We start from the raw sequence: 19772 nt of genomic DNA on the forward strand, positions 1-19772 counted from the left end.
CGTTCAATAGTCGTCCAGCACCGCGCCCTTGCTGGCGGTGCTCGCGTTGAACGCGAACTTGGCCTGCACGCCGCGCGTGTAGCGTGGGGCAGGGGCCTTCCAACCCTCGCGGCGCTTGGCGATTTCAGCGTCGGGCACGTTCAGCTCCAGCACCAGCTGGTGCGCGTCGATCGTGATGGAGTCACCCTCCTGCACGAATGCGATGGTGCCGCCGGCCGCCGCCTCGGGTGCCACGTGGCCCACCACCATGCCCCAGGTGCCGCCGGAGAATCGGCCATCGGTGATGAGCCCGACCGACTCGCCCAGGCCCGCACCGATCAGCGCACCCGTGGGCGCCAGCATCTCGGGCATGCCGGGGCCGCCCTTGGGGCCCAGGTAGCGCAGCACCATGACATCGCCGGCGACGATCTTGCCGGCCAGGATGGCGGCCAGCGCCGACTGCTCGTCGTCGAACACGCGCGCCGGGCCGGTGATGACGGGGTTCTTCAGGCCCGTGATCTTGGCGACCGCACCTTCGGGCGAGAGGTTGCCCTTCAGGATGGCCAGGTGGCCCTCGGCATACATGGGCTTGTCGATCGGGCGGATCACGTCCTGGTCGGCACGCAGCGCAGGCACGTCGGCCAGTGTCTCGGCAATCGTCTTGCCGGTGATGGTGATGCAGTCGCCGTGCAGCAGGCCTGCATCGAACAACACCTTCATGACCTGCGGAATGCCGCCGGCCTTGTGCAGGTCCACCGCCAGGTACTTGCCGCTGGGCTTCAAGTCACAGATCACCGGCACCTTCTTGCGCATGCGCTCGAAGTCGTCGATGGTCCAGTCCACACCGGCCGTGTGGGCGATGGCCAGGAAATGCAGCACGGCGTTGGTCGAGCCACCGGTGGCCATGATCACGGCGACCGCGTTCTCGATCGACTTCTTGGTCACGATGTCGCGTGGCTTCAGGTCCTTCTTGATCGCCTCGATCAGCACCTTGGCCGATTCCTTGGCCGAGTTCTGCGTCTCGTCGTGCGGGTTCGCCATGGTGGACGAGTAGGGCAGGCTCATGCCCAGCGCTTCGAACGAGCTGGACATGGTGTTGGCCGTGTACATGCCGCCGCATGAACCCGTGCCGGGGATGGCGCGCATCTCGATCTCGCGCAGGTCTTCGTCGCTCATGTTGCCGGCTGCGTTCTGGCCCACGGCCTCGAACACGCTGACGATGTTCAGGTCCTGGCCCTTGTAGCGGCCCGGCAGAATCGTGCCGCCGTAGACGTAGATCGCCGGCACGTTGGCGCGCAGCATGCCCATCATGCCGCCGGGCATGTTCTTGTCGCAGCCACCGACCACCAGCACGCCGTCCATCCACTGGCCGCCGACGCAGGTCTCGATGCAGTCGCTGATGACTTCGCGGCTGACCAGCGAATACTTCATGCCCTCGGTGCCCATGGCCATGCCGTCCGAGATGGTGGGCGTGCCGAACACCTGGGCGTTGCCGCCGGCTTCTTCGATGCCGGCAATCGCTGCATCGGCCAGCTTTTGCAGGCCGCTGTTGCACGGCGTGATGGTGCTGTGGCCGTTGGCCACGCCGACCATGGGCTTCTTGAAGTCGCCCTCCTCGTAGCCCATGGCGTAGTACATCGAGCGGTTGGGCGCGCGCGACTTGCCTTCGGTGATGTTGGCCGAGCGGCGGTTGATCTGGATGGTCTTGGTTTCCATCTGGTCTCTCTCGTTGGGGGTAGATCGGGCGGGGAGCCGAGTATGCCGCCATTGGCTGATTGGTTCCAATCGCTTTTGGGCTTGTGATTGATATGCTGCGCGGATGAAAGAATCCGCCGTTCCGGACCTGCGCGTGTGGCGCCAGTTCGCCATGCTGGCCGAAGAGCTGCACTTCGGCCGCGCCGCCCAGCGCCTGCACATGACGCAGCCGCCGTTGACCCAGGCCATCGCCCAGCTGGAGCGCAGCCTGGGCGTTGCGCTGTTCGAACGCACGCGCCGCCATGTGGCGCTGACGCCGGCCGGTGAGGCGCTGTTGCCTGAAGTGCGCGACCTGCTGGCCCGCGCCGCGGCGCTGCCGGCCCGCGCCCGCGCCGCTGCTGCCGGAGAGCTGGGTCGGGTGCGGCTGGCCTTCGTCTCCACGGTTGGCTTTGCGCAGTTGCCGGCCTGGGTGCGCGACTTTCACGCGCAGAACCCGGGCGTGGCGCTGGAGCTGGTGGAGGCCACCGGTGACGTGCAGCTCGACGCGTTCGCGCGCGGCAGCATCGATGCCGGGCTGATGCTGCATTCACCCGGCCAGGCGCCGGCCGGGCTGGCCAGGCTGTCCGTGGGCACCGAGCCGCTGGTGCTGGCACTGCCGGCGCGCCATGCGCTGGCACGCAGTGGCGCGCTCAAGCTGGCCGACGTGCTGGCCGAGCCTCTGGTGCTCTTCCCGCGCCGCATCCTGCCCTCGCTGCACGATGCCGTGGTGGACCTGTACCGCGCACACGGTGCAGCACCGCGCGTGGCGCAGGAGGCGATCCAGATGCAGACCATCGTCAACCTGGTGGCCGGCGGCATCGGCCTGGCCTGGGTGCCGGCCAGTGTCCGGCAATTCCGGCGGGCGGGGGTGGTGTACCGCGAGGCGTCTCAGTTCACGCCTGTCGCTCGGCGCGCGCCCGCCTTGCCCGGCTGCGAGACCAGTCTGGTGTGGCCCGAGGTGCCCGCCGTGCCGATGGCGCCCGCGCTGGGGCGGTTCGTGGCCTTCGTGCGGGCGCGCGTGAGCACGTAAGCCTGTGCGCTTGCGGGCCGTGGGGCGCCTCCACGCGCCCCAGGTCGTGCGCCGGGCCGTGTTGCCAGAACTGGCCATTCGCGCGCCGCGCGGACGCAGATTTCGGATAGCTGCGCGCAAGTCGCGCCTCCACACTTCTCGCACACCAACGAGAACACGCACGGGCCGCCCGGTCCGCGCTGGAACAGGAGACCGATTCCATGGGCTACAACATCGCGCTCAACTTCGAAGACGGCGCCACGCGCTTTGTCGACTGCAGCGGCAGCGAATCCGTCGTCGACGCGGCCTACCGCCAAGGCATCAACATCCCGATGGACTGCCGTGAAGGCGCCTGCTCCACCTGCAAATGCCGCGTGGAATCGGGTGAGTATTCGCTGGGCGATTACATCGAGGACGCACTGAGCCAGGACGAGGCCGACCGCGGCTACGCACTGGCCTGCCAGATGCGGCCCAAGTCCGATTGCGTGGTGCTGGTCAGCTCCAGCTCGGCCGCCTGCAACACCAAGCAGGCGGCGTTCACAACGCAGATCACCGAAGTGCGCCGCCTGTCCGACAGCACCTTCGCGCTGGAGCTGCAGGGCGACGCGCTGAAGTCGCTGAGCTTCCTGCCCGGCCAGTACGCCAACCTGGACGTGCCGGGCGAGGGCGGCCACCACCGCTCCTATTCCTTCAGCACCATGGGCAGCGATGACGGACGCGCGCGCTTCCTGATCCGCAACGTGCCCGGCGGCCTCATGAGCGGCTTCCTGAAGGAGCGCGCGCAGGTTGGCGCCACGCTGACCATGACCGGGCCGTTCGGCAGCTTCTACCTGCGCAGCGTCGAACGCCCCATCCTGATGCTGGCCGGCGGCACGGGCCTGGCGCCGTTCCTTGCGATGCTGGACAAGCTGGCGCGCGGTGGTGCCCCGGCCCATCCCATCCATCTGATCTACGGCGTCAACACCGACCGCGACATCGTCGAGCAGGAGAAGCTCGAAGCTTTCACCAAGCGCCTGCCGCACTTCACCTACGCCGTCTGCGTGGTCGACGCCAACAGCGAGCAGCCCAAGAAGGGCTACGTCACGCACCACATCGCGCCGGCGCATCTGAACGAAGGCAATGTCGACATCTACCTGTGCGGCCCACCGCCCATGGTCGAGGCCGTCTCGCAATACCTGCGCGACGTCAACGTGAAGTCGGCCTCGTTCCACTTCGAGAAGTTCAACGCCAGCATCAGCTGAACGGAGTCGCGTGTGCTGACGACTGCCCCAACGCTGGACTGGAACGACCGCTTCCTGGTGGGCCACCCGGCCATGGACCGCGAGCACCAGGAATTCACCGCCTGCGTCAACGCCATGCTGGGCGCCGACGACCTGCGCTTCGCCGCCGCGCTGCAAGCCTTTGCCGACCACGTGACCACGCATTTCGCACTGGAAGAGCGGCTGATCGAGGAGCACCGCTTCCCGGCCGGCGCCTGCCATGCCGAGGAACACGCCAAGGTGCGTGCATCGGTCAGCGAAGTGCAGGCCCTGGTGGCCGCCGGCGACATCGACATCGGCCGTGAACTGGCGCAGGCACTGGCCGACTGGTTTCCCGGCCACTCCGACAACATGGACGCGGCATTGGCCATCTGGGTCGCGCGCAAGACGCTCGGCGGCGCCCCTGTGGTGCTGCGGCGCGACCTGCGCCCGCTGGCCGCCTCCGCATGACACGCACCACCACCCAACCCACCACCCAACGCTAGGGAGACAACACCATGACCACCATCGCAAGAAGCGCGCAGGACTGGCGCGACTTCGTCAAGGACAGCCTGGACTTTCGGCCCGAAGACCGCGCCTACCGCGTCTCGCGCCAGATGTTCACCGAGCCCGACCTGTTCGACCTGGAGATGGAACTCATCTTCGAGAAGAACTGGATCTACGCCTGCCACGAGAGCGAGATCAGCCAGCCGCACGACTACGTGACCATGAAGGCCGGCCGCCAGCCGCTGATCATCACGCGTGGGGGCAACGGCGAGATCAACGCGCTGGTCAACGCCTGCGCGCACCGCGGCGCCACGCTCACGCGGGTCAGCCGCGGCCACCAGTCCACCTTCGTGTGCTCGTTCCATGCGTGGACCTTCCGCTCGGACGGCAAGCTGCTCAAGGTCAAGGCCCCGTCCGAATACCCGGAAGGCTTCGACCTGTCCAACCGCAACCTGAAGAAGGCGCGCGTGGCCAGCTACAAGGGCTTCGTGTTCGTGAACCTGGACACCGAGGGCACGCTCTCGCTGGAAGACTACCTGGGCGACGCCAAGGTGTTCCTGGACCTCATGGTCGCGCAGTCGCCCACGGGTGAACTGGAAGTGCTGCCGGGCAAGGGCCACTACACCTTTGCCGGCAACTGGAAGCTGCAGAACGAGAACGGGCTGGACGGCTACCACGTCAGCACCGTGCACTACAACTACGTGGCCACCGTCACGCACCGCATGGAGATCAACGCCAAGAAGGGCGGCGAGATGCCCAACACGCTGGACTACCGCAAGCTCGGCGCCGGCGACTCCACCACCGACGACGGCTGGTTCTCGTTCAAGAACGGCCACAGCGTGCTGTACAGCGAAATGCCCAACCCCGAAGTGCGGCCCGGCTACGCCACCATCATGCCGCGCCTGGTTAAGGAATACGGCGAGAAGAAGGCCGAGTGGATGATGCAGCGGCTGCGCAACCTGAACGTCTACCCCAGCCTGTTCTTCATGGACCAGATCAGCTCGCAGCTGCGCATCATCCGGCCCGTGGCGCACAACAAGACCGAGATCCTGAGCCAGTGCATCGGCGTCAAGGGCGAGTCCGACAAAGACCGCGAAAACCGCATCCGCCAGTTCGAGGATTTCTTCAATGTCTCGGGCATGGGCACGCCGGACGACCTGACCGAGTTCCGCGAAGCACAGCGTGGATTCCAGGGCCGCATGGAGCGCTGGAACGACATCTCGCGCGGCTGTGACAAGTGGATCACCGGCAACACGCCCAACGCCGAGGTGCTGGGCATCCAGCCGGTGCTGACCGGCGGCGAATTGACCCACGAGGGCCTGTACGTGAACCAGCATTCCGCGTGGCGCGAGTCGCTGCTGCGCGGCCTGGACCAGAAGATCAAGCAAACCGAAGGAGCCAAGTCATGAGCGGCGATCTGCAACTGAGCGTCGAGCGCTTTCTCTACCGCAAGGCCGATCTGTGCGACCGGCGCCAGTGGGTGGATTACCTCGAACTGTTCGACGAGAACTCCGAGTTCCACATTCCGCAGTGGGATTCGGAACATTCCTACACCACCGACCCCAAGCGCGGCATGTCGCTGATGTACTACGCCAACCGCGCAGGCCTGGAAGACCGCGTGTTTCGATTGGGGACCGGCAAGTCCGCGGCCTCGACGCCGATGCCGCGCACGCAGCACTCCATCAACAACGTACTGATCCAGCAGGTGTCCGATTCGCAACTGGAAGTCACCTGCAAGTGGACCACGCATGTCTACCGCTTCGCCCAGGCCAGCATGTTCTTCGGTGACGCGACCTACCAGCTCAAGCCCATGGGCAGCAGCTGGGTGATTCTGAAGAAGCATGTGGTGCTCATGAACGACACCATCGATTCGGTGCTGGACTTCTACCACGTGTGACCTGACATGACGGGCCAGCCGGCCCGTGGTTCCCCACAATCAATAACGGAGACAACACCATGCGCCAGATCGACGTCCACAAGCTGGCCGACGAGGCCAAGTTCAACGGCTTCCATGGCCTCGTGCTCTTCTGGTGCGCGATGGTCATCATCTTCGACGGCTACGACCTTGCCGTGGCCGGCATCGCGCTGCCCTCCATCATGAAGGAGATGGGTGTGGACGCCACGCAGGCTGGCTTCATGGTCAGTTCGGCGCTGTTCGGCATGATGTTCGGCAACATCATCTTCGGTGCGGTGGCCGACCGCATCGGCCGGCGCCTGGTGATCGTGATCTGCATCCTGCTCTTCAGCGTGTTCACGGCCGCCGCCGGGCTGACCACGGAGCCCATCAGCTTCAGCGCCATGCGGTTCCTGGCGGGTGTGGGCATCGGCGGCGTCATGCCGAACGTGATCGCGCAGATGACCGAATACTCGCCGCTCAAGATGCGTGCCACGCTGGTCACGCTGATGTTCTCGGGCTACTCGGTAGGCGGCATGCTGGCCGCCGTGCTGGGCAAAGGGCTGATCGCCAACTACGGCTGGCAGGGCGTGTTCATCGCCGCAGCGGCCCCCGTGCTGCTGCTGCCGCTGGTGTGGAAGCAGATGCCCGAGTCCATGCCGTTCCTGCTCAAGAAGGGCCGCATCGACGAACTGAAAAGCATCGTGCAGCGCATGTCGCCCAGCTACGTGCCGCAGGCCGGTGACCAGTTCATCGTCGCGGCGCCGGGCAAGGCCAAGAGCAGCAACGAGTCCTCGTTCGGCGCGCTGTTCGCAGACGGGCGAGGCTTCTCCACGGCCATGTTCTGGGTCACCTGCTTCATGTGCCTGTTCATGGTCTACGCGCTCAGCTCCTGGCTGACCAAGCTCATGGCGTCGGCCGGTTACAGCCTGGGCTCGGCTCTGACCTTCGTGCTGGTGCTGAACTTCGGCGCCATGTTCGGCGCCATCGGCGGCGGCTGGCTGGCCGACCGCTTCCACATCAAGTACGTGCTGGCCGTCATGTACGCGCTGGCGGCCGTGTCCATCACGCTCCTGGGCTACAAGGTGCCGACCGAGCTGCTGTTCGTGCTCGTGGGCCTGGCCGGTGCGTCCACCATCGGCACCCAGATCGTCACCTGCGCCTACTGCAGCCAGTTCTACCCCATGGCCTGCCGTTCGACCGGCGTGGGCATGATGCTGGGCGTGGGCCGGGCCGGGGCCATCCTGGCGCCGATCGCGATCGGCACCATCGTGGGCATGAACCTGCCGCTGGAGCAGAACTTCATGGCCATCTCGATCCCCGCGGCCATCGCGGCCATCACGATCCTGTTCGTGAACCACAGCCGTTCCGATGCGGTGCAGCACCAGGCCACGTTGCATGCGGCGGCCAGCCAGGTGCCCGTGGGCCGCGCCGCGGGCCTGGCCCACAAGTAGCAGCGGGGCCGCACGCGCTCGCATTGCATCGCCATGCTTCCCGCCCAACGCTTCAGTGGCAAGGTGGCCATCGTGACCGGTGCCGCACAGGGCATCGGGCGCGGTGTCGCGCTGGCCCTGGCGAGCGAAGGGGCCAGCGTGCTGGCGGTAGACCGCAGCCCCCTCGTGCAGGAACTGCCGCAGGCGTTCGCCGCGCAGCCAGGCTCGCTCGTGGCTTTCGAGGCCGATCTGGAAACCTGGGCCGGCGCACAGGCCATGGTGGTGCAGGCGCTGTCGCTGCACGGCCGGGTCGATGTGCTGGTCAACAACGTGGGCGGCACGATCTGGGCCCGGCCCTTCGTGCAGTACAGCGAGCCGCAGATCGAAGCGGAGATCCGGCGTTCGCTGTTTCCCACGCTCTGGGGCTGCCGTGCCGTGCTGCCCAGCATGGTGTCGCAGGGCAGCGGCGCCATCGTCAACGTTTCCTCCATCGCCACGCGCGGCGTGCACCGTGTGCCTTACTCCGCAGCCAAGGGCGGCGTGAACGCCCTGACCGCCTCACTGGCGATGGAGCATGCGCGCCACGGCATCCGTGTCAACGCCACCGCACCCGGTGGCACCGAGGCGCCAGCGCGCCGGGTTGAACGCAACCCCGACGCTGCCGGCGAGATGGACTTGGACTGGTACCAGGACGTGGTCGACCAGACCTTGTCTTCCAGCCTGATGCACCGCTATGGCACGGTCGCCGAACAGGTCGCGCCCATCTTGTTTCTGGCCAGCGACGCGGCGGCCTACATCACGGGCTCCGTCCTGCCCGTGGGCGGTGGCGACCAGGGTTGAGGGCCCGCCCGCTGCAACAGGCGCGCGTTCCCCTTCGTCGCCCCAGTTCCCTCGCTTGCCTCAGCTGCCTCAGTCGTCGCGGTGCCCGGCCGTTTGACGCGGCAGTTCGCCAAAGCGCTCCAGGTAGTACGAGGCAAAGCGCCCCAGGTTGCCGAAGCCGGCTTCCAGTGCGGTCTCGGTGATGCTGGCGTGGGGGTTCAGCCGCAGCTTGCCGCGCACGCTGTCCAGCCGCAGATTGCGCAGCACCTCCATGGGCGTGGCGCCCAGGTGGCGGTTGCACAGGGAATTGAGCGTGCGCACGCTGACGCCGACCGCCGTGGCGATGTCATCCAGCGACAGCGGCGCCGACATGCGCTGCTTCATGAATTGCAGGGCCGCGTCCACGCGCCGCGCTTCGCTACTCGTGCCGCCTTCGCCATCGATGGAAAAGCCGGTCGGCGCCAGCAGGCTGGAGGTGGCGTCGTGCCGGGTGCCCGACTGGTGCGCCATGGCGAACAGGGCGATGTTGCGTTCCAGGTCGTCGAGCCAGACTTGGCTGATGCCCGCATCCGGCGGCAGGCGCATCACACCCAGCACCGACTGCATCAGCATGTCCCACTGGGGCCCCAACTTGGAGGGGATGAGGCCACCCGGCGAAAAGCCCAAGTCCTCGCAGCCTTGCCGCGCGCGCACCTCGTGGGCCAGTGCGTGCGGCACTTTCAGGATCAGTTGTTCGGTGCCCGCATGCCAGCGCAGGCGGATGTTTTTGGTGGGGGCGATCACGGCGGCGCGGCCTTCTGCGACTTCGATCCGGTGGCCGTCCGACTCGATCTCGGCCGCGCCGCGCAGCGACATGTGGACCAGCACGAAGTCGTTGAATGGCCGGGGCGTGATCTCCACTTCTGCGCCATAGCGCAACACATACGCGTGCAGACGGCGCAACTGGCCCTTGTACATGGCCACGTCCGCAGCGCCGCGCTTCCATTCCAGCGTGTGGTCGGCCAGCTCCTGTGCCACCTGCCAGTGCGACATGGCACGTTCATCCGAGTGGAACAGCCGGTTTTGGTAGATGGGCAGCAGGGCTTCCGAGCCTCGTCGCAACAGCATGGTCGTTTCTCTTTCATCGTGAGGCCGCGGTGGCGATCGCGCGGCAAGGCGGCAAGCTCTCGGTCTTGCTTCCTGTCAATTTTCCCGGGGCTGCGGGCGCCTTGACTCGGCAATTACCCGGGTGAAGCGCGTCAATGCAAGCAGTTCGGCGTAATTGTCGAGCGATCGTTGCAAGAGTCGGCTGAATGCGAGGATCCGTTTTGCCGGAATCGGACATTTGTTCACGCCCACCAGCGGCGCGAACCGTCACGTGACGACCAGGCTGACCTGCGCGCAGCCATCAGCGTGACCCGCCCCGCGCCTCGGCCTGCGCGGCCGCGAAGTCCGGCCGTTCGAGCAGCCACGACACCGCAATGCCGGCCACCAGTCCCCAGAAGGCCGAGCCGATGTTCAGCAGTGCCAGGTCTGCCACCGTCACCAGCAGCGCCACCAGCGCGCCAAGCGTGAAACGCGCGCTGAAGGCTGCGACGAAGCCCGTGCGCAGCACCTGCAGCATGGCCAGGCCTGCCAGCGCCATGATGAACGCCTTCGGTGTGACCAGCATGAGCCGCGTGAAACCGGGCGCCAGCAGCCCGAAGCCGATGGCGAACAGCCCGGTGCAGAGCCCGGCCGTGTACTGGCGGCTGCGCTCGCCCGACGCGGTGAGGATGGCGTTGGTCGGCCCCGTCAGGCAGGTGCTGACGGCGCCCACCAGCGCACTGGCCAGCGCGCCGATGCCGCAGGCCACCGTGATGGCATTGACCGGCGGGCTGTGGCCGCTGGCCCGCAGCACGGCCACGCCCTGGCCGTTCTGGATCACGACCACCGTGATGGCCAGCGGGATGACGAGCTCCACCATCGCGGCGAACGACCACGCCGGCGTCTGCACGAGAGGCCGCGCCAGTTCGAACGCGCCGAGGTCCGCCGCATCGATGCGGCCCAGCAGCACGGAGGCAAGCGCGCCCACGAGCAGCGCGCCGATCAGCGGCGGCAGTCGCCGGCCGATGCGCGGCGCCACGCCAAGGACGAGCCACGCCATCACCATTGGCCCTGCGATCCAGAAATCCGCATGCAGCGCGCGCACCAGGTCGAGCCCGAAGCGCAGGAAGACCCCGGCCACCATGGCCATCACGATGGGCATCGGGATGGCCTGCATGACGCGGCGCACCCAGCCCGTGGCGCCCAGCAACAGCACGAGCACGCCGGTGGCCAGATAGGCACCGACCACCTCCTCGAAACGCAGGTGCGTGAGCGCCGGCCCCACCAGCACCGTGCCCGGAATGGTCCAGAAGAAGGCGAGTGGCTGGCGGTAGAGCCAGCAGAACAACAGCGTCAGCAAGCCGTTGATGAAGAACACGCCGAAGATCCACGACGCCAGCTGTGCTTCGCTCAGGCCGCCCTGTGTCGCCACCGAGAGGATGACGGCCACCGGCGCGGTGGCGGCAAACATCCAGCCGATGAAGCCATTGGCCACATAGCGCAGCCCGATGTCTGCGCGCAATTCGCGCCAGGTCGGCGGCGCCTGCTCCGGTCGTTCGAGGATGGCCGGGGCTGCAGGGTTCATCGCACCACCTCGCCGGGCTGCACGATGCCCCGGCTCTTGAGCCGGTAGACCATCTGGGGCCGCGTGATGCCCAGCACGCGCGCGGCCGCTGCCACGTTGCCATGGGCGCGCTCGATGGCCCGCCGGAGCAGCATGGTTTCGATGTCGTCCAGCGAGATCTGGCCGTCGGCGGGCGCATCGGTCTCGGCGCCGAGCAGCAGATGCGTCAGGTGCCGCGAGACGCGCTCGATCTGGCTGTTCTGGGCCGGCTCGTCCATCAGGTCGGCCGGGTTGTCGCAGACCAGATCGCCATGGCGCCCCACGTGGTAGTGGCGGGCATCGAAGCGCTCGCCGCTGGTGAACAGTTGCGACGCGTCGATGGCCGTGTTCTCGCTGGCCAGGATCACGCCGCGCTCGACCACGTTCTCCAGCTCGCGGATGTTGCCCGGCCAGGCATACGACATCACCGCGTCGACAGCGCGCTGGGTGAAGCCCGACAGGCGGCGCCCATGCAGGCGGTTGAATTTGGCGAGGAAGTGCGTCATCAAGAGCGGAATGTCCTCGCGCCGCTCGCGCAGCGGCACGATGCGGATCGGGAACACGTTGAGCCGGAAATACAGGTCTTCGCGGAACCGGCCCAGGCGCACCTCTTCACGCAGATCCACGTTCGTGGCCGCGATCACCCGCACATCGACGCGGCGCGTCTGCGTGTCGCCCAGCCGCTCGATCTCGCCCTCCTGCAACGCGCGCAGCAGCATGCCCTGCGCGCCGTACGACAAGGTGCCGATCTCGTCGAGAAACAGCGTGCCGCCGTCGGCGCGTTCGAAGCGCCCCGCGCGGCTGGCGCTGGCGCCGGTGAAGGCGCCGCGCTCGACCCCGAACAGCTCGGACTCGATCAACTGCTCCGGAATGGCCGCGCAGTTGACGGCGACGAACGGGCGCTCGCGGCGTGCGCTGCCGCGGTGCAGCATGCGTGCGAACACCTCCTTGCCGACGCCGCTTTCGCCAAGAAACAGCACGGTCGCGTTAGTGGGTGCCACCTTGTGCACCATGTGCATCACGGTGTTGAACCCGGGCGAGATGCCAACCGGCCGCGCCGGATCGTGGCCAGGTTCGGCCTGCAGTGCGGCAGGCATGGCAGAGGGGGCCGCGGCCACGGCCAACGGCTTGCTGGTCAGCACGGGCGGCATCAGATGCTGCAGATCGTGCGCTGCCTCATCGCCCCATTCGGCCACCGGCTTGCCGATGATGCGGCACGCCGGTTGGCCCATCGACAGGCACTCCACCTCGCGGTAGAGGATCTGCCGGCCCATGAACTCGGTCGAGTAACCCGAGGCGTAGCCGACCTGCATCCAGCACGAGGGCTCGGTGCCGATCGGAAAGTGCCGCGCGTGCTCTTCGTCTTCGACCTGGTGCGTCCATAGGAACTCGCCATAGTGCCGGCCGGTCTCGACGTCGAACTCCAGCCGCACCGGCTCGGACAGGCCGATGCCCTCCAGGCAATGCATTTGCGGACCAACCACGAACATGTCCTTGGGATTGGTCTTGGCGCGCACGCGCCGCGCCATCTGCGCATCGCAGATGCCGGCCTGGTAGCCCATGCGCGTGAACAGACGGCGAGCGACGTCCAGCCCCAGCGTCTCGATCATTTCGTGCCGCATCGTGCCCAGCGCCCTGGCATGGACCAGCAGCATGCGTTGATCGTCCAGCCAGATCCTGCCGTCGCTCGTGGAAAAGCGCAGCTTGGCCATCAGGTCGGTGAGATCTGGAAAGCGCACGCCGTCGATCTCGGCGTTCGCGCTGCGCAGCATCGGCATGGTCGCGCCACGGGCGGCTCGCCCCGGGGGACGCTTGCCGTTGGTGGATTTCATCTGAGTGTCTCCGTCATCTTGTTCGTGGACCAGCCCGGGCGGCTGCTGCCCACATCTTGTCGCGTGGAATGTCGTCGTTGTGAGCACGGCGCGTGCCACCCCGCGTGGGTGCGTCGCGCGATGCATGCTTCCCGGCGACGGGCGGAAGTCCGGCTGGACGCGTGCAGCGGGCAGCGCCAGGGCGTGATCAATTGATGCATCGTGGCGTCGCGCTCGGCCAGGTACTTTGCATCAATTGCTGCATTCGCCACGGGCCGTGCAGGCACGGCAGCCTCAGGGTTTGCACCGAGCGCGCCGCCGCTCTCCATCGCAGCGCTCCGCGCGTCCGCCGCGCCCCCGTCGACTGGCACACGGTTTGCACTCGAGGCTCTGTCGCGCATCCAACCACAAGCATTTGAGCGAGCCATGCGCGATGGTTGACGAGGCCTTATGCAGACCACGCCCCACCCCGCGTGGCCGGCGCCGGACGCGAGCGCCCTCGCACCAATCCAAGAACCGACCGCCAGGAGACACGTGTGATCCAGATCCACCAAGACAACGCGACCCACCTCAGCCGCCTCGACGCCATGCTGCAGGACGACCCGTCCCGGCATCTCTACCGGCTCGACCGCGCCGCCTTCACCGATGAGCAGCTGTTCGAACTGGAGATGAAGTACATCTTCGAAGGCAACTGGGTCTACCTGGCGCACGAGAGCCAGATCCCCAACGTCAACGACTACCTGACTGTCCACATCGGCCGCCAGCCCGTGGTGATCACGCGCAGCAAGGACGGCAAGCTCAACGCGCTGGCCAACACCTGCACCCACCGGGGCGCCGTCCTGTGCCGCTTCAAGAAGGGCAACAAGTCCAGCTTCACCTGCCCCTTCCACGGCTGGACATTCAGCAACACGGGCAAGCTGCTCAAGGTGAAGGACCAGACGCCCGACGCAGGCTACCCGTCGAACTTCAACTGCGAAGGCAGCCATGACCTGGTCAAGCTCGGCGCTTTCGGCAACTACCGGGGCTTTCTGTTCGGCAGCGTCAACGCCGACGTGGTGCCGCTGGAAGAGCACCTGGGCGAAGCGGCCAAGATCATCGACATGATCGTGGACCAGGCGCCGGACGGCATCGAGGTGCTGCGCGGTGCATCGACCTACACCTTCGACGGCAACTGGAAGCTGCAGGCCGAAAACGGCGCCGACGGCTACCACGTCTCGGCCGTGCACTGGAACTACGCCGCCACCACCTCGCGGCGCGGCCGCGACGGCAAGGTCGACAACGTCAAGGCCATGAACGCCGGCGCCTGGGCCAAGCAGGGCGGGGGCTCCTACTCGTTCAAGTACGGCCACATGCTGCTGTGGACCAACTGGTCCAACCCCGAAGACCGGCCGCTGTATGCCCGGCGCGCCGAGTGGGTGGAGAAGTTCGGCGAGGCGCGGGCCGACTGGATGCTGCGCAAGTCGCGCAACCTGTGCCTGTACCCGAACGTGTATCTGATGGACCAGTTCAGCTCGCAGATCCGCGTTGTGCGGCCGATCTCGGTGAACAAGAGCGAGGCCACGATCTACTGCATCGCACCGAAGGGCGAGCCGGCCGAAGCCCGTGAACGCCGGCTGCGGCAGTACGAAGACTTCTTCAACGCCACCGGCATGGCGACGCCGGACGATCTGGAGGAGTTCCGCTCCTGCCAGCGCGGCTTCGAGGCACGGGCCGTGCGATGGAACGATCTGTCGCGCGGCGCCGTGCATTGGGTCCGGGGGGCGGACGAGACCGCCGAACTGATCGGCCTGAAGCCCGAGCTCAGCTGCAGCAAGACCGAGGACGAGGGCTTGTACATCGGCCAGCACGCGTATTGGCTGCAGACGATGAAGAAGAGCTACATGGCCGAGCAGGCCAATGGGGGCCGGTGACATGAAGACTTCCTACGAAGCCCTTGTCGCCTTCCTGTACGCCGAGGCGCGTGCGCAGGCCGAGCAGCGCTGGTCGGATTGGCTCGCGTTCTATGCGCAGGATGTGGACTACTACATGCCATCCTGGGACGACGACGACGAGCTCACGAGCGACCCGCACAACGAGGTCTCGCTGATCTACTACCCGAACCGGCAGGGGCTGGAGGACCGTGTGTTCCGCATCGAGACCGACCGCTCCAGCGCCTCGACGCCGGACACGCGCTACAACCGCGCGATCTCCAACGTCGAGATCCTGGAGCAGGACGATGCGCGCGTCGTGGTCTGCTTCAACTGGACGACGCACAGCTTTCGCTACGACATCGTGGACGTGTACTTCGGCACCTGCCGCTGCGAGATCGACACCAGCGGCGACAAGCCGCTGATCAAGAAGAAGTACATCGTTCTGAAGAACGACTACATCCACCACATGCTTGACGTCTACCACGTCTGAGGGCGCAGCATGACCGCATCGATGCGCCACGAGCCCCGCTTCGTCGGCAAGATCGTGATCGTCACGGGCGCCGCCCAAGGCATCGGCCGTGGCGTTGCCGAGGCCGTCGCCGCCGAGGGCGGCTGTGTGTTCGCCGTCGACCGTTCACCGCTGGTGCACGAAGTCGCACAGGCGATCACCGCCGCCGGTGGAACCGCCTGCGGGCATGAAGCCGACCTGGAGACCTTTGCCGGTGCCCAGGGCGCCGTGGACGCGGCGCTTACGCAGTTCAAGCGCGTGGACGTTCTCGTCAACAACGTGGGCGGAACGATCTGGACCAAGCCCTACCAGCACTATGGCGAGGCCGAGATCGAACAGGAGATCCGGCGCTCGCTGTTCCCCACGCTGTGGTGTTGCCGCGCCGTGCTGCCCGGCATGGTCAAGCGCAGGAAGGGCGTGATCGTCAACGTCTCCTCCATTGCCACGCGCAGCATCTACCGCGTGCCCTACGCGGCGGCCAAGGGTGGTGTCAACGCGCTGACGGCTTCGATGGCGATGGAGCAGGCGGACAACGGCATCCGCATCAACGCCACCGCACCCGGCGGGACCGAGGCGCCGGTGCGTCGCATCCCACGCAACACCGCCAAGCCCACGGCGCGCGAAGCGGCCTGGTACAGCGGCATCGTCGGGCAGACCAAAGCCTCCAGCCTGATGCACCGCTACGGGACGATCGCCGAGCAGGTCGCGCCGATCCTGTTCTTCGCGTCCGACGAGTCCTCCTACATCACCGGTACGGTGCTGCCGGTCGGCGGCGGCGACCTGGGCTGAAGCGCTCACAGATGCGCGTGCCCGAGGAGACGACAGCTGCGCGCCGAGCTGAGCGTCTCCTCGCTGGCGGAGCTGGCGGAGCTGGCGGCAGCGCCCGGCGCAGCGGGAAGGGAACGGCACGGGGGGCGTGCGCGTGGCCACCCGCAAGAAGCGGACACCTGCCGCCAGACCCTGTGCAAGAAGCGGATAGCTCGCCGGCCCCTGCATTCCTAGCATTGGCGCCACAAGGAATCACATGCCGTTCGAGGTGACCATCAGCAACACAGGCGAGCGCTTTGGCTGCCGCACCGACCAGAGTCTGCTGGCGGCCATGGAGCAGTTGCGGCGCAAAGGCATTCCCGTGGGCTGCCGCAACGGTGGATGCGGGGTGTGCAAGGTGCGTGTGCTGCAGGGTTGCTACAGCACGGCACGCATGAGCCGCGCCGTGTTGAGCGAACAAGAGCAGGCGCAAGCCTGCGCGCTGGCCTGCAAGACCTTTCCGACCAGCGACATGGAGGTCGAGGTCGTAGGCGGCATGGTGCGGGCCGTGGTGGCGCCAAGGGGCGCTGCGGCCGGTGGCTTTCGTTTCGATTTCGAAGCGATGCAATTCAAACAATCTGACAACAAGGAGACATGACATGGCATTGACCGGTGTTCTACGCCCCGGGCACGTGGCGATTCGCGTGCTGGAGATGGGTCCCGCCCTGAAGCACTACATCGACGTGCTGGGCCTCAAGGAGGTCGCGCGCAAGGGCGACCGTGTGTTCCTCAAGGCCTGGGACGAACACGACCACCACAGCGTGGTGCTGCGCGAGGCCGACGAGGCCGGCATGGACTACATGGGCTGGCGCGTGGATTCGCCCGCCACCTTGAAGAAGCTGGCCGGTGACATCCAGGAATCTGGGCTGTGCACCGACCTGTGCTGGGTGCCGGCCGGCGAGCACCCGGCCACGGGTGAGCGCTTCCGCTTCACGATTCCGACCGGGCACGTGATGGAGCTGTTTGCCGAGAAGGAAAAGCTGGGCAACGACTGCGGTACCGACGGACCCAACATCAACCCCAACCCCTGGCCGGACGGCATGAAGGGCATCGCGCCTTCGCGCTTCGACCACTGCCTGCTGTATGGCGACGACCTGGACGGCACGGTCAAGCTGTTCACCCAGGTGCTGGGCTTCGGCATCGCCGAGCAGGTGATGGCCGGGCCCGACAAGGACTTCATGATCGGCGCGTTCCTGAGCTGCTCGAACAAGGCGCATGACGTGGCCTTCATCCGCCAGCCGGTCAAGGGCAAGTTCCACCACGCGTCGTTCGAGCTGGGCAGTTGGGAGAAGGTGCTGCGCGCCGGTGACATCCTCTCGCGCAACAAGACCTCGATCGACATCGGCCCCACGCGCCACGGCATCACGCGCGGCGAGACCATCTACTTCTTCGACCCCTCGGGCAACCGCAACGAGGTGTTCGCCGGCGGCTACATCTACTACCCCGACAAGCCGGCCATCACCTGGCACGACGACCAGCTGGGCCCTGCGATCTTCTACCACGACCGCAAGCTCAACGAAGCCTTCCTGTCGGTGTTCACCTGATGCGCACGGCATCCGTTCAGCATGTCGTGCATTGGGAGGCAGCACACGCTGCCGTGCGCGCGGCCGTGGCATGGGCCGAGGAGGCAGGCATCGCCGTCAATGTGGCGGTGGTCGATGCGGGGGGCAACCTGGCGGCGTTCCTGCGCATGCCGCAGGCCTTTCTGCACAGCATCGACATCGCTATCGACAAGGCTTACGCGGCTGCCGGCTTCGGCATGGCCACCGGGGCCTGGGCCGATGCCCTGGCCGCGCACTCCCCCGCTGTACGCCAGGGCATCCCGTTGCGCCCGCGCATGGTGTGCTTCGGCGGCGGGCTGCCCATGCGGCACCAAGGGCATCTGATCGGCGGCATTGGCGTGTCGGGTGGCTCCGAACTCGAAGACGAAGCCTGTGCACGCGCCGGGCTGGCCGCCATGGGAATCACAGAGACAACCAGGAAATGAACATGAGCAAAGACATCCTGAACTTCATCAACGGCGAATACGTGGGCAACCGCAGCGGCAAGACCTACGAGAAGCGCAATCCGGTCGACAACAGCCTGATCGGCATGGTGCACGAGGCCGGCAAGCCCGAGGTCGACGCCGCCGTCGCGGCGGCCAAGGCGGCCCTGCGCGGCCCCTGGGGCAAGCTGTCGGTGGTGGAGCGCTGCGCCATGCTGGACGGCCTGGTGGCCGAGATCAACCACCGCTTCGACGACTTCCTGCAGGCCGAGATCGCCGACACCGGCAAGCCCGCGCACCTGGCCTCGCACGTGGACATTCCGCGCGGTGCGGCCAACTTCCAGGCCTTCACCGACACCATCAAGAACGCCTCGACCGAGTCGTTCGAGATGCGCACGCCCGACGGCAAGACCGCGCGCAGCTACGGCGTGCGCGTGCCACGCGGCGTCATCGCCATCATCTGCCCCTGGAACCTGCCGCTGCTGCTGATGACCTGGAAGGCCGGCCCGGCGCTGGCCTGCGGCAACACCGTGGTCGTCAAGCCGTCCGAGGTCACCCCGAGCACGGCCACGTTGCTGGGCGAGGTGATGAACAAGGTGGGCGTGCCCAAGGGCGTCTACAACGTGGTCAACGGCTTCGGCGTGGAGTCGGCCGGCTCGTTCCTGACGGAGCACCCCGACGTCAACGGCATCACCTTCACCGGCGAGACCAAGACCGGCACCGCGATCATGAAGGCCGGTGCCAACGGCATCCGCCCCGTGTCGCTGGAGCTCGGCGGCAAGAACGCAGCCCTGGTGTTTGCCGACTGCGACTTCGACAACGCGGTCGCCACCGTCACCCGCTCGTGCTTCGAGAACGCCGGCCAGGTCTGCCTGGGTACCGAGCGCGTCTATGTGCAGCGCCCGATCTTCGAGAAGTTCGTCAGCGCGCTGAAGGAGAAGGCCGAAACCATGAAGCCCGGCCGGCCGTTCGACAAGGACACCAAGATCGGCCCGCTGGTCAGCAAGGTGCACCAGAAAAAGGTGCTGGGCCTGTACGCCAAGGCCAAGGAGGAGGGCGCCACCATCGTGACCGGGGGCGGCATTCCCGACATGCCCGACGAGCTGAAGGACGGCTGCTGGGTGCAGCCCACCATCTGGACCGGCCTGCCCGAAACCGCGACCGTGGTGACGGAAGAAATCTTCGGCCCGTGCTGCCACATCCAGCCCTTCGACACCGAAGAGGAAGTGCTGAACATGGTGAACGCCAACCGCTACGGCCTGGCCACGTCCATCCACACGCAGGACATCGCCCGCGCCATGCGCCTGGCCAGCGCCATCGAGGTGGGCCTGTGCTGGGTCAACAGCTGGTTCCTGCGCGACCTGCGCACGTCGTTCGGTGGCTCCAAGCAGTCGGGCATCGGCCGCGAGGGTGGACTCCACTCGCTGGAGTTCTACACCGACCTGCGCAACGTCATGGTCAAGTATTGAAA

At 66.7% G+C, this 19772-nt stretch carries 18 protein-coding genes; 14 read left to right on the forward strand and 4 right to left on the reverse strand.

The features are described 5' to 3' along the window. Window positions 1–3 precede the first annotated feature (3 nt). Complete coding sequence (gene ilvD / locus AC099J_RS17400; RefSeq protein ID WP_479616534.1) at window positions 4–1695, reverse strand: dihydroxy-acid dehydratase; 1692 nt, start codon at window positions 1693–1695, stop codon at window positions 4–6. 103 nt (window positions 1696–1798) lie between these two features. On the opposite strand from ilvD, the gene AC099J_RS17405 reads away from it, so the two are divergent. From AC099J_RS17405 to AC099J_RS17435, 7 genes are all read left to right on the forward strand, one after another. Continuing rightward, the gene (locus tag AC099J_RS17405) at window positions 1799–2743 is read left to right on the forward strand and encodes a LysR family transcriptional regulator (protein ID WP_479616535.1); all 945 of its coding nucleotides are present in this window, start codon (window positions 1799–1801) and stop codon (window positions 2741–2743) included. 200 nt (window positions 2744–2943) lie between these two features. Continuing rightward, window positions 2944–3963, forward strand: coding sequence for a benzoate 1,2-dioxygenase electron transfer component BenC (benC, locus tag AC099J_RS17410; protein ID WP_479616536.1), 1020 nt, complete (start codon window positions 2944–2946; stop codon window positions 3961–3963). A 12-nt stretch (window positions 3964–3975) separates the two neighbouring features. After that, window positions 3976–4431, forward strand: a complete 456-nt coding sequence (locus AC099J_RS17415; RefSeq protein ID WP_479616537.1) for a bacteriohemerythrin — start codon at window positions 3976–3978, stop codon at window positions 4429–4431. A 47-nt stretch (window positions 4432–4478) separates the two neighbouring features. After that, on the forward strand, window positions 4479–5876 hold the full coding sequence (gene antA / locus AC099J_RS17420) for an anthranilate 1,2-dioxygenase large subunit (RefSeq protein ID WP_479616538.1): 1398 nt from the start codon (window positions 4479–4481) through the stop codon (window positions 5874–5876). Beyond that, complete coding sequence (antB, locus tag AC099J_RS17425) at window positions 5873–6364, forward strand: anthranilate 1,2-dioxygenase small subunit (protein WP_479616539.1); 492 nt, start codon at window positions 5873–5875, stop codon at window positions 6362–6364. The genes antA and antB overlap by 4 nt, the downstream gene beginning before the upstream one ends. Window positions 6365–6423: 59 nt before the next feature. After that, window positions 6424–7815, forward strand: a complete 1392-nt coding sequence (locus tag AC099J_RS17430) for an MFS transporter (RefSeq protein ID WP_479616540.1) — start codon at window positions 6424–6426, stop codon at window positions 7813–7815. A 33-nt stretch (window positions 7816–7848) separates the two neighbouring features. Further along, a complete protein-coding gene (locus tag AC099J_RS17435) occupies window positions 7849–8634 on the forward strand; it encodes a 1,6-dihydroxycyclohexa-2,4-diene-1-carboxylate dehydrogenase (protein ID WP_479616541.1) in 786 nt (261 codons plus the stop codon). A gap of 69 nt (window positions 8635–8703) precedes the next feature. Here AC099J_RS17435 and AC099J_RS17440 read toward each other — a convergent pair whose 3' ends face one another. From AC099J_RS17440 to AC099J_RS17450, 3 genes are all read right to left on the reverse strand, one after another. Next, window positions 8704–9720, reverse strand: coding sequence for an AraC family transcriptional regulator (locus tag AC099J_RS17440; protein WP_479616542.1), 1017 nt, complete (start codon window positions 9718–9720; stop codon window positions 8704–8706). A 280-nt stretch (window positions 9721–10000) separates the two neighbouring features. Then, the gene (locus AC099J_RS17445) at window positions 10001–11263 is read right to left on the reverse strand and encodes a benzoate/H(+) symporter BenE family transporter (RefSeq protein WP_479616543.1); all 1263 of its coding nucleotides are present in this window, start codon (window positions 11261–11263) and stop codon (window positions 10001–10003) included. After that, complete coding sequence (locus tag AC099J_RS17450) at window positions 11260–13113, reverse strand: sigma 54-interacting transcriptional regulator (RefSeq protein ID WP_479616544.1); 1854 nt, start codon at window positions 13111–13113, stop codon at window positions 11260–11262. The genes AC099J_RS17445 and AC099J_RS17450 overlap by 4 nt, the downstream gene beginning before the upstream one ends. A gap of 515 nt (window positions 13114–13628) precedes the next feature. Here AC099J_RS17450 and benA point away from each other — a divergent pair. From benA to AC099J_RS17485, 7 genes are all read left to right on the forward strand, one after another. After that, a complete protein-coding gene (benA, locus tag AC099J_RS17455; RefSeq protein WP_479616545.1) occupies window positions 13629–15002 on the forward strand; it encodes a benzoate 1,2-dioxygenase large subunit in 1374 nt (457 codons plus the stop codon). A gap of 1 nt (window position 15003) precedes the next feature. Continuing rightward, window positions 15004–15492 carry a benzoate 1,2-dioxygenase small subunit gene (gene benB, locus AC099J_RS17460; protein WP_479616546.1) on the forward strand — a complete coding sequence of 163 codons (489 nt, stop codon included), beginning with the start codon at window positions 15004–15006 and terminating at the stop codon, window positions 15490–15492. A 21-nt stretch (window positions 15493–15513) separates the two neighbouring features. Further along, window positions 15514–16299 carry a 1,6-dihydroxycyclohexa-2,4-diene-1-carboxylate dehydrogenase gene (locus AC099J_RS17465; RefSeq protein ID WP_479616578.1) on the forward strand — a complete coding sequence of 262 codons (786 nt, stop codon included), beginning with the start codon at window positions 15514–15516 and terminating at the stop codon, window positions 16297–16299. Between the two features lie 235 nt (window positions 16300–16534). Beyond that, complete coding sequence (locus AC099J_RS17470) at window positions 16535–16915, forward strand: 2Fe-2S iron-sulfur cluster-binding protein (RefSeq protein WP_479616547.1); 381 nt, start codon at window positions 16535–16537, stop codon at window positions 16913–16915. Between the two features lies 1 nt (window position 16916). Then, window positions 16917–17861, forward strand: coding sequence for a catechol 2,3-dioxygenase (locus tag AC099J_RS17475; protein WP_479616548.1), 945 nt, complete (start codon window positions 16917–16919; stop codon window positions 17859–17861). Continuing rightward, a complete protein-coding gene (locus AC099J_RS17480; protein WP_479616549.1) occupies window positions 17861–18304 on the forward strand; it encodes a GlcG/HbpS family heme-binding protein in 444 nt (147 codons plus the stop codon). Before AC099J_RS17475 ends, AC099J_RS17480 begins: the two co-directional genes overlap by 1 nt. Window positions 18305–18306: 2 nt before the next feature. Further along, window positions 18307–19770: a 2-hydroxymuconic semialdehyde dehydrogenase gene (locus AC099J_RS17485; protein WP_479616550.1), complete on the forward strand. Its 1464-nt coding sequence runs from the start codon at window positions 18307–18309 to the stop codon at window positions 19768–19770. Window positions 19771–19772 lie beyond the last annotated feature (2 nt).

The organism is Rhodoferax sp. RT4P68 (assembly GCF_056521305.1).

What these genes read in the sequence shown, in the direction of transcription:
- AC099J_RS17475 (WP_479616548.1), top strand. Translation starts at nt 16,917, where the DNA reads ATGGCATTGACCGGTGTTCTACGCCCCGGGCACGTGGCGATTCGCGTG.
- AC099J_RS17435 (WP_479616541.1), top strand. Translation starts at nt 7,849, where the DNA reads ATGCTTCCCGCCCAACGCTTCAGTGGCAAGGTGGCCATCGTGACCGGT.
- AC099J_RS17440 (WP_479616542.1), bottom strand. Translation starts at nt 9,720, where the DNA reads ATGCTGTTGCGACGAGGCTCGGAAGCCCTGCTGCCCATCTACCAAAAC.
- AC099J_RS17480 (WP_479616549.1), top strand. Translation starts at nt 17,861, where the DNA reads ATGCGCACGGCATCCGTTCAGCATGTCGTGCATTGGGAGGCAGCACAC.
- AC099J_RS17470 (WP_479616547.1), top strand. Translation starts at nt 16,535, where the DNA reads ATGCCGTTCGAGGTGACCATCAGCAACACAGGCGAGCGCTTTGGCTGC.
- AC099J_RS17445 (WP_479616543.1), bottom strand. Translation starts at nt 11,263, where the DNA reads ATGAACCCTGCAGCCCCGGCCATCCTCGAACGACCGGAGCAGGCGCCG.
- benC (WP_479616536.1), top strand. Translation starts at nt 2,944, where the DNA reads ATGGGCTACAACATCGCGCTCAACTTCGAAGACGGCGCCACGCGCTTT.
- AC099J_RS17430 (WP_479616540.1), top strand. Translation starts at nt 6,424, where the DNA reads ATGCGCCAGATCGACGTCCACAAGCTGGCCGACGAGGCCAAGTTCAAC.
- AC099J_RS17450 (WP_479616544.1), bottom strand. Translation starts at nt 13,113, where the DNA reads ATGAAATCCACCAACGGCAAGCGTCCCCCGGGGCGAGCCGCCCGTGGC.
- AC099J_RS17485 (WP_479616550.1), top strand. Translation starts at nt 18,307, where the DNA reads ATGAGCAAAGACATCCTGAACTTCATCAACGGCGAATACGTGGGCAAC.
- antA (WP_479616538.1), top strand. Translation starts at nt 4,479, where the DNA reads ATGACCACCATCGCAAGAAGCGCGCAGGACTGGCGCGACTTCGTCAAG.
- AC099J_RS17405 (WP_479616535.1), top strand. Translation starts at nt 1,799, where the DNA reads ATGAAAGAATCCGCCGTTCCGGACCTGCGCGTGTGGCGCCAGTTCGCC.
- AC099J_RS17465 (WP_479616578.1), top strand. Translation starts at nt 15,514, where the DNA reads ATGCGCCACGAGCCCCGCTTCGTCGGCAAGATCGTGATCGTCACGGGC.
- ilvD (WP_479616534.1), bottom strand. Translation starts at nt 1,695, where the DNA reads ATGGAAACCAAGACCATCCAGATCAACCGCCGCTCGGCCAACATCACC.
- antB (WP_479616539.1), top strand. Translation starts at nt 5,873, where the DNA reads ATGAGCGGCGATCTGCAACTGAGCGTCGAGCGCTTTCTCTACCGCAAG.
- benB (WP_479616546.1), top strand. Translation starts at nt 15,004, where the DNA reads ATGAAGACTTCCTACGAAGCCCTTGTCGCCTTCCTGTACGCCGAGGCG.